The sequence below is a fragment of the Lentzea albida genome, from assembly GCF_900111005.1.
GTDB classification, from domain to species: domain Bacteria; phylum Actinomycetota; class Actinomycetes; order Mycobacteriales; family Pseudonocardiaceae; genus Lentzea; species Lentzea albida.
The window spans coordinates 191,957-211,101 of sequence record NZ_FOFV01000012.1; the positions used below are offsets into that span (position 1 = coordinate 191,957).

Annotated in this window: 1 protein-coding gene (cut by a window edge); it reads left to right on the forward strand. The window is 70.9% G+C overall.

All coding sequences use genetic code 11. The features are described from left to right. On the forward strand, positions 1 to 19,145 hold the 5' portion of the coding sequence (locus BMY74_RS45255; protein WP_089921391.1) for a hypothetical protein. It continues 11,695 nt past the right edge of the window; 19,145 of the gene's 30,840 nt are visible here — the first part of the coding sequence; it begins with the start codon at positions 1 to 3; its stop codon lies off the right edge, out of view.

Consider the following 19,145-nt stretch of genomic DNA (forward strand, 5'->3'; position numbering starts at 1 on the left):
ATGGCCAAGGGGAACGTCAACCCGAACCCGTCGTCGAACCCCGGGGCCACCCCGCCCCCCTCGACGCCGCCGACCAGCGGAACGGGTGGGGGCGGCCCCACCGGCAACAGCGGTTACTCCATGAACGACTCCTCGATGCAGGGGTTGCAGAACAAGGCGGGTGACCTGGGGTCCCGGCTGTCGAGCATCTCGAGCGGCCTGCGGGGCCTGAACTTCAGCGGCAACGCCCTCGGCCCCATCGGCCTGTTCGCGGTGCCGGCGCTCAACGCGTCCAACGACAACGCCGTGACGCAGGCGGACCGCGGCTCCAAGGCGTTCACCGACGTCCAGTCGAACCTGAAGGCGACGCTGCAGACGTCGCAACAGGTCGACCAGACCAACCAGACGAACATCAAGTCGATCGACACGACGACCGACGCGAAGAACGTCCGCGGCAACGGAAACAACACGTCGGGCAACTTCACGCCGGGCGGCGCCACGGCCAACGGCACGCAGGGCATCAAGGGCGGCGGGACCGGTAGCTCCGGCAACTTCACGCCCGGCGGCGCCACGGCCAACGGCCCGCAGGCGATCAAGGGCGGCGCGAACAACCAGACGTCCGGTGTCAAGGGACCCGGTGGTGGCCCCGCCGCCGCCGGCCCGAACATCAAGGGCGGTACCGGTGCGACGCCCGGCGGCGGTGTCACCACGCCCGGTGGCAACGCGGCCACTGCCGCACCCAACATCAAGGGCGGCGCGGGAGCAACGCCCGGCGGCCCCAAGGCACCCGCCGCGTACACCCCCACCGCGCCCGGCTACACGCCCCCTGGTGGTGCGGGCGGCAAGGGCGGCACCGGCACCACGGGCGGGAAGACCCCCGGCGGCGGCACCACCGCCGGTGCTGCGCCGAACATCAAGGGCGGCGCGGGAGCCACCCCCGGCGGCACCAAGGCACCCGCCGCCTTCACCCCCACCGCGCCCGGCTACACCCCTCCCGGTGGTGCGGGCGGCAAGGGCGGCACCAGCACGACCGGCGGGAAGACCCCCGGCGGCACCACCGCCGGCGCGGCACCCAACATCAAGGGCGGCGCCGGAGCCACGCCCGGCGGCACCAAGGGCCCCGCGTCCTTCACGCCCACCGCTCCCGGTTACACCCCTCCCGGTGCCGCGGGCGCGGCCGGCAAGGGCGGCGGGTCCACCCCCGGCGTCAAGAGCCCGGCCGCCTTCACCCCGACGGCCCCCGGCTACACCCCGCCCGGCAGCGCCGGCGGCAAGGGCGGCGCGACTCCTCCCGGCACTCCCGGCGCGACCCCTCCCGGCGGCAAGGGCGGCGCGACGCCCGGCGGTGCCACCCCCGGCGGTGCCACTCCCGGTGGTGGTGCCAAGAGCCCTGCGGCCTACTCGCCGTCGGCGCCCGGTTACAAGGACCCCGGTGGTGCGGCCGGCACCAAGCCGTCCACGACCGTTCCCGGGCCGCAGAACGCCGTGACGTCGCCTTCGCGCGGCGGCGCGGCCGCTCCCCCGATGGCGCCCGGCATGGCCCCGCCGATGGGTGGCGCGACGCCTGGTGCGACCGGCGGCGAGCGCGGCGGCAGCAAGGTCCCGACCGGTGGCTCGAAGGGCGTGTTCGACGCGCCCAAGCCCCCGACGCCCGACAGCACCATCACCAAGGCGCCCGGAACGTCGTCCTCGACGCCCCCTCCGGCCCCCAAGCCCAACGCCAACGTCCCGCTGCCGCCCACCTCGACGCCTGGTGGCGCGACTCAGGGCGGTGGCGTGAAGACCCCGGCGGCGTACACGCCGTCCGCACCCGGCTACAAGGACCCCAGCCTCGGTGGCCCGACGCCCGGTGGTTCCACCACGCCCGGTGGTTCGACGCCCGGTGGCTCGACGCCCGGCGGTTCCACGCCCGGCGGTTCCACGCCCGGTGGTTCCACGCCCGGTGGCGGTGCGAAGACCCCCGCGGCGTACACGCCCACGGCACCCGGCTACAAGGACCCCAGCAGCACCCCCGGCTCGCAGAGCGCCGTCAGCACCCCGCCGCAGAGCGCGGGCCCGCGCGGCGGCGCCGCCCCGAGCATGACGCCGACCCCGCCGGCCGCCTCCCCCGGCATGGCCCCGCCGATGGCACCGGGCGGCGCGCCCGGCGCGACCGGTGGTGAGCGAGGCGGCAGCAAGTACGTCCCCAGCACGGGCGGCACGAAGGGCGTGTTCGACGCGCCCAAGGCCCCGACGCCCGACAACACCATCACCAGGGCACCGGGAACGTCGCCCTCGACGCCCCCGCCGGCCCCCAAGCCCAACGCCAACGTCCCGCTGCCGAACACGTCGTCGCCGAACACGCCTCCGCCGAGCACGCCGTCGCCCAACGCGGCGACCGCTCCGCCCGCGCAGACGCGCCCCGCCCCCGCGGCACCGCCGGTCAACACCCCCGGCACCCCGGCGCCGAACACGACGACGCCTCCGGCACAGACGCGTCCCGCACCAGCCGCACCGCCGGTCAACACGCCTCCGCCCAACACGCCCGCGCCGAACACGAACACGCCGCCCCCGGCTTCTTCGCGCCCGGCCCCGCCGCCCGTCAGCGCGCCGCCCGTCAGCGCGCCGCCCGTCAGCGCGCCGCCCGTCAGCGCGCCGCCCGTCAGCGCGCCGCCCGTCAGCGCGCCCTCGACGAACGTCAACACGCCGCCGGCGAGCGTGAACACGCCTCCGCCCGCAGCCACGCCCGCACCGCGGCCCGACACGACGCCGGCCCCGCAGCCCAGGGCCGACACCCCGCCCCCGGCACAGACGCGCCCGGCACCCGCCGCACCCCCGGTCAACACGCCGAACCCGGCGCCTGCGCCTGCGCCGAACGTCAACACGCCTCCGGCGAACGTGAACACGCCGCCGGCGAGCGTCAACACGCCTCCGCCCGCCGCCACGCCCGCACCGCGGCCCGACACGACGCCGGCCCCGCAGCCCAGGGCCGACACCCCGCCCCCGGCACAGACGCGCCCGGCACCCGCCGCACCCCCGGTCAACACGCCGCCCCCGGCACCCGCACCCGCACCCAACCCGGCACCCGCGCCTGCGCCGAACCCGGCTCCCGCGCCGAACACGCAGTCGCCGAACCCGAACACCCCGCCGGCCACCACCCCGCCGCCGAACACGGCGACGCCGCCCCCCGCCGTGCCTTCACCGCGTCCGGAGACGAACGTCCCGGCGCCGAACACCTCGCCGAACCCGAACCCGAACCCGGCCCCCGCGCCGAGGTCCGAGACCTCGGCTCCGCCCGTCCAGACGCCGAACCCGGCGCCGAACACCACCGTCCCCCCGGCGAACACGCCGTCGCCCAACACCGCGGCGAACGTGCCGCCGGCCAGCCCGCAGACGCGGCCGGCGCCGCAGGTCGACGCGCCGGTCAACGGCCCCAACACCGACGCACCGCCCGTCCAGACGCGGCCGGCGCCCGCGCCGCCCACCGGCGCGGCGCCGAACCCGAACACCACGGCGAACCCGACGGCCAACCCCACCGTCACGCCCGACCTCGTCGTGCTGCCGCCGGCGGCCGCCGGAACGAACGCCAATCCCAACACCGACACCGACTCGTCCACCGACGTCCAGCAAGAGACCCCGCCCTCTGACGCCGCTCCGACGGTGAAGGACCTGCTGGCGGACGTCGACAACGTCATCGTCGCGGTGGACAACGCGGCGGGACTCGGCCACCAGGCCGCCGCGACGACGCTGGTGAAGGCGCTGCGCGACGGCGGCTACCAGGACAAGATCACCTTCGTCACCGATCCGGAATCCGTGCCGAAGATGGAACTCCTGATCACGCCGGACCTGGGCGAGGTCGAGGTCAGCAGCTCGCCGAACCATCCCGCCGACAGCAACACGTTGCTGATGTCGGCAGGCGACGACTCGCTCAACGCGCACGACACGAAAACCGCCGCCAACTACCTCGACAAGAACAAGGTCAACGAAGCTGTCATCCTCAAGCCTTATGCCTGGGACAGCAGCAAGCGGCTTCTGATCAAGCGCGACGCCCCTGGCGGCGAGGTCCAGATCATCGATCTGGACCCGCACATCAGCCCGGACGCCAGGTACGTCTACGACGTTCCGAAGATCACCGATCCGCAGGCGCTGGCCAACCTCATCGACCAGGAGATGCCCGGCAACCCGAAGGCGGAGGGCATCAAGACGGTCGCCGACGCGGTGCTGGGCGGCAAGGCCGACATGATGCCGGTCTACGGCCTCGTGGCTGTCGACCCCATCAGCCGTCCCGGTGTGTCCAACCACCTCGCGATGGCTCTGCACTCGCTGGACCAGAAGCCCGCGATCATGATGGAGATCACCCCCTCGTCGGTCTGGTTCGTGCCGCAGCCCGAGGTGGACGGGATCCAGCGCGCGGACATCACCTCACCCGACCTGCAGGAGAAGATCGACAACCTGAAGCAGGGCGACGTCCTGGTGGTCAACACCGGGTCCATGCCCCAGGCGGTGTTCCAGCAGGTCTTCCAGCTCGGCACCCTGCCCGCGATCAACGAGGGCGCGAACTCCACGAACCTCGCGCACCTCGTCGAACGGCCGAACATCTCCGTTCTCACCAGCAAGACCCCTTACCCGAACGTCCCCGGTGCCGACGCCGCCACCACGAACCTGAACAACGCGAGCAACGGCTTGCGGGCGGACACCGCATGGACTGCGAGCTTCAACGCGGCCTTGGAAGCGGACACCGACCCCAAGAACCCGTCGCCTGCGAAGCAGGCGTTCAAGGTGACCACCGCCATCGAGACCTTCAAGGCGCTCGGGGACTACGTGGTGTCGCCGGACCGCGAGCCCGGCGAGGCCGCCAGCTCTGTCTCCCAGATCTCCTCCATGCTCTCGCCCGCGCTCCACGGCAAGGGCGAGGAGGTCACGAACATCCTCTCCGGAATCCCCGAGGACGCGGCCCAGGAGATCAAGAGCGTCATCAACGGCAACCAGCCGTCGCCGAAGTTCCTCGACGACTCCGAATATGCGGTCGACCTCACCAAGGAGCAGGTGGACCAGATCATCGATCTGCTCGAGTCGCGGAAGCCGGAGCTGCAGCAACAGCTGGCCGACGACTTCCCGAGCAACAAGCCGGGCGATCCGGTCGATCCCACCGACCCGGATTCGGGTCGAAACGACGTTGCCCAGCTCGCTGACCTGCTGAAGAACCTCTCGCAGAAGGACAGTCCCGAGAGCAACTACTTCGCCCAGGTGTTCGAGGACGCTCGCGCACCGCAGAACAACCAGGTTCTCCAGGCGCTGACCCTCCGGCAGGACCCGCCGTCCCCGCCGCCGCCTGCCCCGGCAGAGCAGACGCCGGACGCCGAGGTGCCGAGTCCGCAGACGCCGGTGGAATCGGCACCCCCGGCCCAGCAGGCTCCGGCCCAGCAGGCCCCTGCTTCGGTGGCGCCTCCCGTCGTCACGACCCCCAGCACCACCGTCGAGACCAACACCGGCAGCGACGTCGAGAGCGATGCCGAGTCTGACGGCCCCGACATGAGCGGCGGCCTCTTCGGATTCGACAGCGACGTCGAAACCAACACCGGCACCAACACCAACGCCGAAACCAACGTCGAAAGCGACGTCGAGTCCGACACCGAATCCGAAGGCCCCGACATGAGCGGCGGCCTCTTCGGATTCGACAGCGACGTCGAAACCAACACCGGCACCAACACCAACGCCGAAACCAACGTCGAAAGCGACGTCGAGTCCGACACCGAATCCGAAGGCCCCGACATGAGCGGCGGCCTCTTCGGATTCGACAGCGACGTCGAGACCAACACCGGCGCCAACGCCCAGTCCGACAGCGACAGCGAGTCCGACAGCGACGTTTTCGTGGACGCCGAGTCGAATCCCGGCACCACCAGCGACGTCGAGTCCGACAACGACGCCTTCTTCGACGCCGAGTCCAACCCCGGTACCCGTGGCGCGCCCCCTGCGCCCGGCACCGAGGTCAGGCCGAACACCGAAACGACCACGTCCGCGGACACCGACACGCCGTCCCGCAACGCTCCCCAGACCACCCCGCAGAACAACGGCCCGGCGCCGACCAGGGACGCACCGGCCACTCCGCCGCCCGCGGCCCCGCCGGCACCTCCCGCTCCCCCGGCACCACCCGCACCGCAGTCGAACCTGAACCCCGACGGCACCCGCAAGGACGTGCCGAAGGTCGGTGCGCCGCCCGCCATGACTCCCCCGACCCCGGAGTCGCACCAGGGCAAGGACGTCCTCACCGACGAGTCGTGGCGCCACGACCCCGCCAGGACGGCGGACTGGTCGACCCCGAACAACCCGGCCGACCGCAGCACCTGGGCGGACCGCCGCAACGACACCGACGTCCGGACGGTCGACCAGGTCGTGCACGACGTCCGCACGGACAGCACGCCGTCGAACGTCAAGTCCTACCAGGGCCTCATCAACTACGACCTGCGCCGCATCGAGACGAGCCCCGGCAACTTCGTGCAGGAGTACACCGTCAAGGTGCACATCGACCCTGCCGCGAACATGACGCCAGAGGCCATCGCGCAGGTCAAGGAGAACGCCACCAACGGCGTCAACAACCTGCTGAACCAGGGCCACCGGCTGCCCAGCGGTGACCAGTTCCACCTGAACCTCGAGTTCACCGACAACAAGGCCGACGCGCACACCAGCATCAAGGTCGACAAGAACACCACCAACCCCGACCAGACGCACTGGGGACCCGACACCAGCCCCGAGGTCCTCGCCCACGAGACGCTGCACTACCTCGGAATTCCGGACGAGTACAAGGACTCGACCCGCGTCTTCCAGCAGCACGACACGAACTCGGGCGTGCACCAGAACGACGGCGGCATGATGGGCGCCGACATCCACCTGGACGACCCCGGCATCCGGCCGCGCCACCTGTGGCTGATCGAGCGCACCGCCAACAGCCAGGTCATGGTGCCCGACACCACGATCAACCCGGCCGGCCCCGCCACGGTGCCTCCGCCCGCGGACTGGACTCCCAAGCCCGCACCGGACAGCGCACCGTCCACCCAGGACGCCAAGTCGGGCCCGGACATCGGTCCCGACGTGCAGACCCGGCCGATGCCCACGGACACGCCGGGCCTGCCCGGCAGCTTCGACGTCGACTCCGACGTGGACGTGGACGCCGACGTCCGGCCCAACAACCAGACGCACCTGCCGAACCTCGACAGGGTCGGCCTGGTCGAGTCGGTGCTGCGCAGCGCCGCGTTCCAGGGCGTGCAGGTCCCGAACTCCTCGCCGCTGGTGGGCATCAGCGACGTCAAGTCCACTGTGGACAACGTTCGTGCCGACGTCCAGCAGAACCCCCAGAACCACGACCACCCCGGGCTGAACCCGCCCGCGTTGTCGAACTGGGTCGCGAACCAGGTCTCCCCCGACTCGCTCGCGAAGTTCCACCCCGACCTGGAACCGAACGTGCCCGGCCTCACGGGCGACGCCAAGGTCGAGCAGTGGCGGGCGAACGTCGCGAACGACCTCGCGAACGGGTCCGGCAGGCGCTGGGACGTCGTGAACGCCGGCCTGAACACCGGCGGCATGAAGCCCGGTGACGTGGACATGATCAACCACGTCACGCAGGAGGTGAAGGCGAACGGCGCGCTGCCTTCGTCGGCCGACCTCGTGGACCACGCCCTGCAGACGCCGTCGTGGGCCGACTCGCACGTCGGCTCGCACCTGCCCGACTCGATCGCGCAGTCGTTGGGCGTGCAGATCGTCGTCGACAACAACGGCGTGCCGACCGTGCACGGCCCCGATGGCGCGCCTCAGGTGCAGATCAACACGCAGAACGGCACGTTCGGCGCGCTGGGCGGCCCGACGCCGCAGGAGGTACGGGCCGGCATGGAGGCCTGGCTCGGCGGCAAGTCCTCCGCGGAGGTCAACCAGACCATCGGCGACCTCTACAAGGGACGCCAGGACGAGGGCCTCTACACCGCGGCCCAGAACACCCAGCTGATCAAGCGCGCGGCCGCGCACCCCGGCGGCCCCCAGGTCTTCATGAACGACCTGATGCAGCGGTCGGCGGACCTGCAGAGCCGGATCGACGAGGCGAAGTCCCAGGGCTCCCGCAAGCCCGAGATGATGCAGTCGCCGCAGGAGCTCGCGCAGACGGCGGCGATCAAGGAACAGGTCGCGACCCTCACCGACCTGAAGAACAACACCGACAACCAGATCAACACCCTGAACGCCCAGGGTCCGAGGGTGGGCGTCACGCACATCCTCGACACCCAGGTCGCGGGTCCGAACGCGGACGGCCTCGCGGACATCAAGCCGGACGTGCTCCCCCAGCTCGACGCCTACCTGACCCAGCAGATCGCGGCGGCGGAGAACGCCGGGTTCGACGCCCAGAACCTCAGGGACCTGCAGCAGCGGGTGCAGAACGAGGCGGACGTCCGCACGGTGCTCGGCCACGCCTCGACGCGCGGTGTGGACGGGTTGGCCACCCAGGTGGAGGACCTGACGGTCGCGCTGGAGAACACGCGCGCCGGCAAGGCGGCGAACACCGGTCTCACCGGTGCCTGGAACTACGTGTTCGGCGGCGGGGTCGACACGTCGACCGACTTCGACCAGAAGATCGCCGAGATCGAGGGGCTGAAGGCGCAGGCGGAACGCAACCTGTCGTTCGTCAACAATCCCGACTACGCCAACCGCTTCGCCAAGGCCGCTGACGCGCACGCGAACATCGTGTCCGTCCAGGAGCGGATCGCGAAGATGAACGCGGACACCGAGGCGCGCGCGGAACGCCTGCGGGACCTCGACGCCAGGACCCGGGAGTTCAACAACCGCCAGTTCGAGCTGCAGCTGGAGCAGATCCGGCAGGAGAGGGCGAACGAGGCCGCCGTCGACGGCCCCGATTCCGACGTGCGGTCCGACGTCGACTCGCAGTCGGACGCACAGTCCGATGTGGACACGCGCGCGGGCGGCCGCGAGCTGAGCCCGCGGCAGGAGTTCGCGGCGTTCCGGGCCGAGCTCTTCGGCAAGACCCCGGCCGAGCTCGCCGATCTCAGGACGCAGCACCGCAACGACCCGTTCCACCTGCAAGAGATCGACCAGATGTCCCGCAACCTGGAGATCGCCCAGAAGCCCGGTGGCATCCAGCAGCACCTGAGCGACCTCCAGAGCGAGATCAACACCTCGCACGGCAAGGCGAAGGACCTGAAGCACTTCGCCGACGCGCTTCCGGACATGTTCAAGTCCGAGGTGCAGCGCACGGACCAGGCCCAGCGCGAAGCGGAGGTGCGGAACCTCAAGCAGCACCAGCAGCAGCTCTCCAACGAGCTGCTCACGCTGCAGTACGACCGCAAGGACGCGCTCACGACCTACGCGCTGAGCCTGCCCGCAGACCTCGACGCCCCCGGCTGGCAGTCGGTGACGCCGCAGGACGTGGAAGTCCTCATGGACCACGTCACCGACCTGATCCACGACGCGCGCGTGGGCGGCCGGCCGACCCCGGAACTGGACCAGCTCTACGGTCAGCTCCAGGACATCAAGCTCACCGACGCGGCGATGTCCTACCGCCCGGAGACGCCGCCGGCGGACGTGGACGACGCCTCGTCGGTCCGCTCGGACGACGACGCCCCGGCGCAGCCGGCCGGCGACGTCCGGGACACCGCGGCGGCGGACGCGAACCAGCAGGCCCAGCCCGCACCGGCGCCCGCCCCCCAGCCCGAACCGCGCCCGTTCATGCAGGACCCGGCGGCGCGGCCCGCGAACCCGGACGTGGACCTCGTCGTCCCCGGCGGCTTCGGCCCCGTGCAGGAGGGCACCTCGCCGCGGTCGTTCGCGGCGTCGCTGTACGGCCTCGACTCCGCGGCGCTGCGCGAGATGCAGCAGAACCCGGCGTACAACACCCATCCCGACCGCGCGGCCGCGATCCAGAACGCGCTCGACATCTCCCGCAACGCCGGTCCGCCGCACATCTACGACCAGCGCACGCAGATCGCCGAGCAGGGTCTCGCCAAGGCCAAGGCCGACAGCACCCGGTGGAACGCCGCCGACATGGTGCCCGACGCCCTCAAGACCCAGTCGATGCTGGACGAGCAGGCGGCCCGCCGGGAGCGGGCAGGCCGCGACGTCCAGTGGCGGCAGAACCAGGTCGACCAGCTCACGGCCAACCGCGACGCGTCGATCACCACCTACGCGTTGCAGCTGCCGGCCGACCCGAACGCTCCGGGCTGGCGCCAGTTCAGCGACGCCGACGTCGCGGCCGTGCAGGCGCACGTCGACCAGCAGATCCAGGACGCGCGGGAGGGCGGGCACAACACCAGCCACCTCGAAGCGTTCCGGGACTTCACGCAGGAGGTCCAGCAGGCGCGGCAGGACGCGGACACGCGCCCGGCGCCGCCCGCCCCCGACGCGGACACGCGCCCCGCACCGCCCGCGCCCGACACGCAGACGCGGTCGGCCCCCGCCGCGGACGCGAACAGCGACGCGAACACCGAGGTCGAGACCCGGCCCGCGCCGCCGAAGCCGACGCCGAACCCGGTCATCCCGATGACCACCATGGCGCCGCAGCCCGTCGGCCAGGTCCCCGGCACGAACCTGCCGGGCTTCTTCCAGGACAACAAGGCGCTCGGCTCGATCACGGCGACCGACGTGAAGGGCGCCGACGCCGTCGTCGCCGAGATCCCCGGTCTCAAGCCGAACGACCAGGCGCGCATCAAGGACGCGCTGGAGAACGACTTCGAGACGTTCCTCGACGGTGGCCGCAACTTCCAGGTGAAGATCGGCAACGCCTGGTTCGAGGCGAACGTGCGCGCCGAGATGCACGCGGACGCGTCCACGGACGTCCAGGCCAACGCCGACACCAAGGTGGACAAGAGCTACCAGGCCGGCGCGTCCACGGGCACCACGAACACCATCTCGACGTCCAACGACGTCGGCGCTTCGGCGACGGCCGGTGTCGCGGCGGGCCCGTACGGCTCGCTGGGCGGCAAGGCCGCGCTCGCGACGCCCGCTGTCTCGCAGTCCACCAGCAACTCCGTCACCGAGGCCCGCGCGATCAAGGGCTCGGACGACGGCTCGAAGAAGGCGACCGTCCCGGTCTCGTACGAGATCACGCTCACCGACGCGAGCGGCGAGGTCAAGCAGTTCTCGACGCTGAGCACGGGCACGGACGTCACGCTGCAGATCCCGCAGGACCTCAGCTCGATCGTCGACTCCGGCAAGACCTCGGCCTCCGTCACGCCGCCCGACGCGCAGTGGGGCGCCAAGGTCGAGAACGCGGTGCCGGAAGCCGTGGTGGTCAAGGACTCCGGCAAGGCCTTCACCGACGTCGCCGCGAAGCTGCACCCGTCGATCACGAAGGTCGGCTCGCCCGGCCGCGAGGCGCTGCAGAACTTCCTCAGCCCCACCTCCATCCGCAACAACCTGCCGGCGATGCTCGGCGGCTTCGTCACCTCGCCCGACCTGCTCAGCCCGCACGCGAGCAAGGGCGGCGCGGTACAGATGACCGCGACACTGAAGGACGCGAAGCTCGTCGGCACGAGCGGCAAGGCCGCGCTGGACCTGAAGGACACCTCCGCCTTCGGCAGCAGTGTGTCCGCGTCCACCAAGACCGGGTTCGACATCACCGCGGGCGTCGGCGCCAACATCGGCGTGCCCGGCCAGGTCGGCGGCACGGTCGGCGCCACCGGCAGCTACTCCACGCGCACCGCCGAGGGCGTGAACGCGGGCTCCAGCAGCAACCACAAGACCGGCATCGGCGTGAAGTCCGAGACCGGCCTGTACGAGGTCACGGCCGAGGTCGAGGTCCGCACGCCCTCCGGTGAGAGCGTGAAGATGCAGGTCACGACCTACCAGCGGATGGGCCTGGGCGAGGCCGGTGCGGTGGGTCTGCCGACCCCGGACGGCACCAGGAACTCGATCACCGACCCGGCCACCGCCGGCACGAAGTACCTGCCGCCGTTCGTCGCCGACACGCTCGCCGCCGGCAACGCGAAGGTCGGCGAGTTCACGCCCGCCAACCAGGTGCAGAGCCAGGTCGAGAACAAGCTCAAGGAACTCCCCGGCTTCGAGAAGTTCCTGCCGAAGTGGAACAACCCGGACGCGAACCCGCGCAGCAGCAAGGGCCAGAGCTTCTCGGACGTCGCCGAGCAGCTCGCGAACCAACGCAAGATCACGGCGACGCTCTCCCCCGCCGCGCTCAAGGCCAACATGGACAGCCTGCTCGGTCCGGGCGTCTCGGTGCAGCTGAAGAACTCCGGCACGACGAAGAACACCTACGTCAACGTCACGGTCAAGGCCAAGCTCAGCAACCCGCAGCACCTCGGCAAGGCGGACGCGCACACCGTCAGCGACTCGACGACGACCGGCCCGAAGCTCGACGCCAACACCAGCACCACCAAGGGCTGGACCGGCGGCGTGCAGGGCCGCGCGAACATCCCGGTGAAGACCGGTGTCGCCACCGTCTCCCCGATGCCGCAGGCGGGTGTGTCCTACAGCCACTCGTGGACGGACAAGACCTCGGCAGGACCGGCGGTCTCGGCCACGCAGTCGCAGTCGGGCAGCCCGGACTCCCAGGTGTTCTCGAACGACGTCGAGTTCGAGATCGAGATCACGACCTTCGAGCGGCCGCGCACGTGGGTGCGTTCGGTGACCCCTGGCGCACCAGGGTTCCAGTCGCCCGAGGTGAAGACGGTCGCGAAGACCGGCGCGGGCCTCGACAAGATCGACGGCAAGGTCACCCTGTGGGTGCAGGACGGCGCGACGCTCAAGGACAACCCCGGCGACGGCTTCAAGCCGGGTGACCCGCAGTCGACCAAGCTCGACGACTCACCGTCCATCAAGGACCTGTTGAGCCCCAAGGAGGCCCGGCCGAAGTCGCCGGAGTTCCTCAACGTCGAGGCCGTCGCGAACACGGCCGAGCTGCGCGACCAGGCGATCGACGCCCTGAACCGCGCGGCGAAGGGCGACTCGGCGCTGACCACGCCGGGCACCGCGTCCCGCGCGCAGATCGACAAGATGTTCGCCCCGGAGAACATCAAGGCGAACCTGCAGCGGCTCATCGAGACCGGTGTGCAGGAGCAGGGCCTCAAGTACGACCGGCGCGTCACCGACCGGTCCGGCGCCATCGGCATGTCGGTGAAGCTGGGCGAGGCCAAGCTGGTGGCCGTCTCGGACACCACGGGCACGGACAACTCGGTCAGCGGTGGCTACAAGGCCGGTGAGTCGTCCACGACGAGCCGGTCCGTCGACCTGACCGCCGGCATCAACGTGCCGGTGCGCCCGAACGTGACCCCGCCGCCCGCCGGCACGCCGACGAACCCGAGCGGGTCCGGTGGCGTCGCCGCGACGGCGAAGTTCACGCCGTGGTCGGACAGCAAGACGACGTCGAACGAGATCGGCGGCACCGTCGACCGCGGCAAGAGCACCTCCGGCGAGGCGCGGACCGTGCTGGTCCAGATCGACGCCGAGTTCACCATCGTCGGTGAGAGCCGTGCCGGGAACTTCCTGCACGGCGGCACGCCGAACGCCGAGGGCGTCACGGTGAACATGCCGAAGTCGGTGTTCGTGCGGGTGTCCGAGGACGTTGCGCGCGACCTGGGCGCGCTGCCCAAGGTCGAGTCGAGCGTGCCGAAGCCGGAGTTCCCGAAGATGGCGCCGCCGTCGACGGTGGCGACGAACGAGCCGGGCGCGCTCGGTCTGTCCAACGTGGAGTCGGTGCCGGACCTGTCCGGTGTCGTCAACAACCTCACGGCGGAGCTCTCGACGAAGACCAAGAAGTTCGGCAGCGACGCGCTGATCCCGGACTCGGTCCTCAAGGACTCGATGAGCAACCTCCAGCGCATCGTCGACCTCAACTCGCCGGCCAGCGTCAAGGCGATGATCGACAGCGCCATGGACGGCGGCGTGCCGCTGCTGGTGCACCAGCCCGGCACGTTCGGCAAGGACAGCTACCAGGTCACGTTGCGCGCCAAGGCGGGCACGCCGCAGTTCGACCAGGTCGTCAACGACGGCGTCGACATGTCGCACAACGTCGCCGGCTCCAGCAAGACCACCGACGGCACCGGTCGCGGCACCGGCTGGGGCGCCGGTCTGCGCGCACCCGGCCTCGCCTCGCCGGGCAGCGCGAACCCGAACGTCTCCGGCACCGCCGGTGTCGCGGCGGGAGCGAACATCGGTGCCAGCAAGGGCACCTCGGTCTCGACCTCGGTCACCGAGGGCTTCGGCGCCAACCGCACGGCGAGCGGACCGGCGGCGCAGTACACCGTCCCGGTCGAGTTCGAGCTCGTCGTCGAGAAGGGCTCCAAGGAGATCGCGCGGGCCGAGAGCGGCCCGCAGGAGATGAAGGTCCGCACGCACGCGGACAACCAGAAGATCGCCGGCGGCGCGACCCCGCAGCCGTACATGTCCGCGGCCAGCAAGCGCGGCAGCGACCAGGGCACGCCGGAGGCGGCGGCCGCGTTCCAGCAGGACCCCCGTGCCTCGCAGTTGCCGCCGGCCGCGTCGGTGGAGAACCTGCGCGGTGCCAAGGACCTGCGTGACGCCGCCGTGCGGGCCATGACGGAGGCGGGCGCGGGCAAGGGCCTGACCGGCAAGGGAACGGGCTCGCTCAACGCCCTGTTCTCGACGCTCAGCCCGGAGAACCTGCAGCCGCACCTGCCGTCGATGCTGTCCGGCCCGCTCGACGTGCCGGGCCTGAAGGAAGCGGCGCTGACGTTCGGCCAGGACGCCGACGTCAAGGTCTACGCGAAGCTCGTCAACCCGCAGCTCGGGTCGCTCAGCGACGACGTCAAGATCGAGAAGCCGCTCGACTCGAGGTCGACCGAGACCTCCAGCGAGGCCAAGGTCTCCGAGACCGCCGACGTGTCGGTCGGTCTCGCTCAGGGCAGCGCGGCGATCAAGCAGGGTGCCCCGACCGACACCGTCAACTTCGGCACCGGCGGCGTGGAGCTGCGGCACGGCGCCGAGGACTCCTCGGCGGTGTCCGGCAACCCCACGCAGTCCGCATCCGGTGCGGTCAAGCCGAAGGACGCGTCCCGCAGCGGTCTCGTGCAGTTCGACGTCGAGTACCGCGTGGTGGCGACGATCGGCGGCAAGACCGGTGTCGTCGACCTGACGGTGCCCGGCTCCGCCGGTGTGCGCATGCCCGCCGCCGACGCCGAGACCGTGCTGAACCACCAGTTCAGCGACTCGCTCAAGGACGCGCAGGCCGAGGTCAAGAAGGCGGCCGACGACTGGCGGACCGCCGAGAAGGCCGTCGAGGACGCCCGGCACGACGCCCAGGACAAGATCAACGAGGCCGCGGCCGTGATGGCGCGGACCGACCAGCCGCTCGGCAAGGCCTCGGTCGAGGCGAACACGGCGATCGAGAACCACAAGGCCGCCGTGGCCGACGTCGAGTCGCGGCAGACGCAGTTCGACAACACGATCAGGGACGCGGCGCAGACGCGCACCACGATCAGGGACCTCAACGCGCAGGTCGTGTCGCTGAGCCAGGACGCGCAGGTGGCCGACAACGCGGTCACCGACGCCAAGGCGAACGGCGCGCCGCAGGCCGAGATCGACCGCCTCACGCAGGAGGCCGACGCGGCGCACACCGCGTTGACCGACGCGCAGCAGCAGGTCGCCGACGCGCGTGCGGAACTCGATTCCCAGCGCCAGACCGCGACGGACACCCGCACCGAGATCAAGGCGCACGAGGCGATCGCCGCCGAGAAGGCCGCCGCCCGGGCGGAGGCCGAGGCCGCGCGCCAGAAGCTCGTCGACGAGCAGTCCGCCGCTGAGAAGGCGATCAAGGACGCGGAGACCAAGCTCGACACCGCCCGCCGCGAGGCCGACGCCAAGCAGCAGAAGTGGTGGGACGCCAAGGCCAAGGTCGACGGCGAGATCACCACCTTCAACACCACGCCGCCGCCCGTGCCGCCGAAGGACGGCACGACGCCGGCGAACACCGGCACCACGCCGGCGACGAACACCACGCCGGACGCGAACCAGAAGCCGCTGCCGGCCCTGCCTCCGCAGGACTCCTCCGTCGCGGAGTCGAGCAGGAGCGGTGCCGAGGCGGGCTCGTCGCGTCCCGCTCCCGCGAACGCCGACGCGCAGCCGAAGAACGTCCGCGCGGGCGGTGCGCCGCCCGCCATGACTCCCCCGACCCCGGAGTCGCACCAGGGCAAGGACGTCCTGACCGACGAGTCGTGGCGGCACGACCCGGCGAAGACCGCCGACTGGTTCGCGCCGGAGAAGCCCGCCGACCGCAGCACGTGGGCCGACCGCCGCAACGACAAGGACGTGCGCACCGTCGACGTCGTCGTGCACGACGTCCGCACGGACAGCACGCCGTCGAACATCAAGTCCTACCAGGGCCTGATCAACTACGACCTGCGCCGCATCGAGACGAGCCCCGGCAACTTCGTGCAGGAGTACACCGTCAAGGTGTACGTCGACCCCGCCGCGAACACCGACCCCGCGCTCGTGGCGCAGGTGAAGGAGAACGCCTCCCAGGGCGTCGACTCGTTGCTGAACCAGGGCTACCGGCTGCCCAGCGGTGACCAGTTCCACCTGAACCTGGAGTTCGTCGACAACAAGGCCGACGCGCACACCACGGTCAAGGTCGACCCGAACAACCCGAACGCCGACCAGACGCACTGGAACCCGAACACCAGTCCCGAGGTCCTCGCCCACGAGACGCTGCACTACCTCGGCGTCCCGGACGAGTACAGCGACTCGTCGCGCGTCTTCCAACAGCACGACACGAACTCGGGCGTGCACAAGGACGACGGCGGCATGATGGGCGCCGACGTCCACGGCAAGGAGCCCGGCCTGCGCCCGCGGCACCTGTGGCTGGTCGAGCGCACCGCCAACAGCCAGGTCATGGTGCCCGACACCACGATCAACCCGGCCGGCCCGGCCACCGTGCCGCCGCCCGCGGGCTGGACGCCGAAGCCCACCACGGGCACGGCCAACCCGGCCCCCGCCACCGCCAAGCCGGACGTCGAGGGCGACACCCGGCCGGTGAAGCGCGACCGCAGCCCGGAGAGCGACAACGGGAGCCGGGCCGACGACCGCACCACCAAGAAGAAGCCCGAAGCGAACCGGTGGACCAACACCGAGGCCGGTCCGAGCAACGCCGACACCGACGCGATGGAAGTCGACTCCGACAGCGATGTCGACTCCGACATCGAGGTCGATTCCAGCAACGAGGGCCAGTTCGCCGACCTGACCGAGGCGTTCGGCGGCCTGTCGCTGGGCAACGTCGACTTCCAGTACAACAAGGCGTTCGGGGACCTCGCGAGCGGCAACCTCGAGGTGCCGGACAAGGCCACGTACCTCGACAAGCTCAGGAGCAACGTCGAGAACGACGCCCCGCCGTCGTTCGTCATCAACATGATCGTCAGCCACGACCAGCTCGGCGACATCGACAGCGTCATCGACGCGATCACCGCCGACGCCGGCGACTTGAAGAACAACATGGTGTTCGTCGTCGGCGTGAACGGCCGTGAAGGTGCCAGCGGCGTCGACATGGACGCCAACATCGCCACGGCGAACACCGCCGTCGCGAACCGCACCGAGCCGATCGCGCTGGTGCCGCTGGGCAAGCTGCCCGAGCAGGGGGCGTTCCCCTACGGCCAGATGCGCAACGGCACGATGCACAGCTCCGCCACCAAGTTCGCGGTCAGCGCGCTGAACGGCAAGGGCACGCACCCGTACCTGTCCATTCAGGACTTCGACTCCGGGTCGAGGAGGGTGCCGTCCGGCACGGACGTCTTCAACCACTTCGACCAGACCCTGCACTCTCCGGAGACCGGCCCGATCCGCCCGCTCATGTACGCGGGTGGCTACCGGGTCGGAGACGCCGACGCGCTCGTCCGGGACGTCGAGGCCCGCCGCGTCAAGGAGCAGGCGAAGCTCAACGCCGACAAGAAGCTGACCGCCAAGCAGAAGGCGGAGAAGCAGCGGCAGCTGGACCTGGTCGCCGACCACCTCAAGCCGGAGAACCAGGCCGCGTTCGTCGAGAAGTTCGAGCAGGCCATGCGCGACGACATGGACGCGCGCGTGCGGCAGGGTGCTTCGGCGCCGTTGCTGCCGTACCTGCCGGAGCCCAACCTGTTCATCGACGCGAACGTGCCGATGGTCGACCCGTCGGTGCGGTTCAGCGACGCCGAGGCCGAGTTCAACGGCCTGGGCAAGTCGATGAACGAGTTCGCCGGCAAGGAGATCGTCGAGATCCACACGGCGAAGCTGCCCCGGCCGGAGCTCAACGCGGACCTGCTGGAGGCCAGGGCGCAGATCAAGGCCGACATCGCCGAGCAGGGCGGCCGGGCGAGCGCGGGGCAGACCAGGGTCCTGGAACAGGTGAACAGGGAGATCGAGGCGAACGACAGGTTCGTCCGGGGCAACGCCGAGTTCGAGGCCGCGGTCACGGCGGTCGCGATCGAGTCCGGCATCGAGGTCGACCTGCAGTCCAACCGCAACCCCTACCGCGGTCAGACCTTCTCGACCGACTTCGTGGGGGGCGCGGTCGGCACCGACCTGTCCCGCATCGCGCTCGACTTCGCCATGAACGACGGCAAGTCGTGGGCGCAGTCGCACGTCGACCTGAAGACCGTGCCGAACCGGACCTTCGGCGGTGAGCCGGGTCAGGCGTCGAAGGCGGCCAAGGGCGAGATCAGTGCCGCGGACATCCGCAACGGGTTCCAGGGCAAGTCGCACGCCCAGCGGGAGTCCCAGACGCGGATCGACCACCGGTACGTCCGCGACGCGGCGACCGGCAAGATCATCGACACCAGGACCGGTGGCTGGAACCCGTCGAAGGTCGACTCGCTCAAGCTCGGCTGGGAGGACAAGAACACCCTCAACTACGGCATCTCCAAGGAGATCCCGGGCCACGGCCACATGGGGGTCGACCCGCAGACCGACGCGAGCACGCAGTACCCGCCGCCCCGGCAGAAGCCCGCCGGCGGCAAGCCGCTCGCGCCCCGGACGGAGGCCGAGCTCGGCCACATCGTCCCCACCGCCAAGCAGCAGAAGATGGCGACAGTGCTGAACATGGCGCTGTCGGACAACAACAGCAACGTGGCCCGCACGTTCGGCATGCTCGAACACGGCATCGCACCGAACGTCGCCCCGCCACGCACCAACGGCGTGTACAACGCCGTGCACGAGGTGCTGACCAACGAGGCCAACGCCCAGGGCGGCGGCGTCGC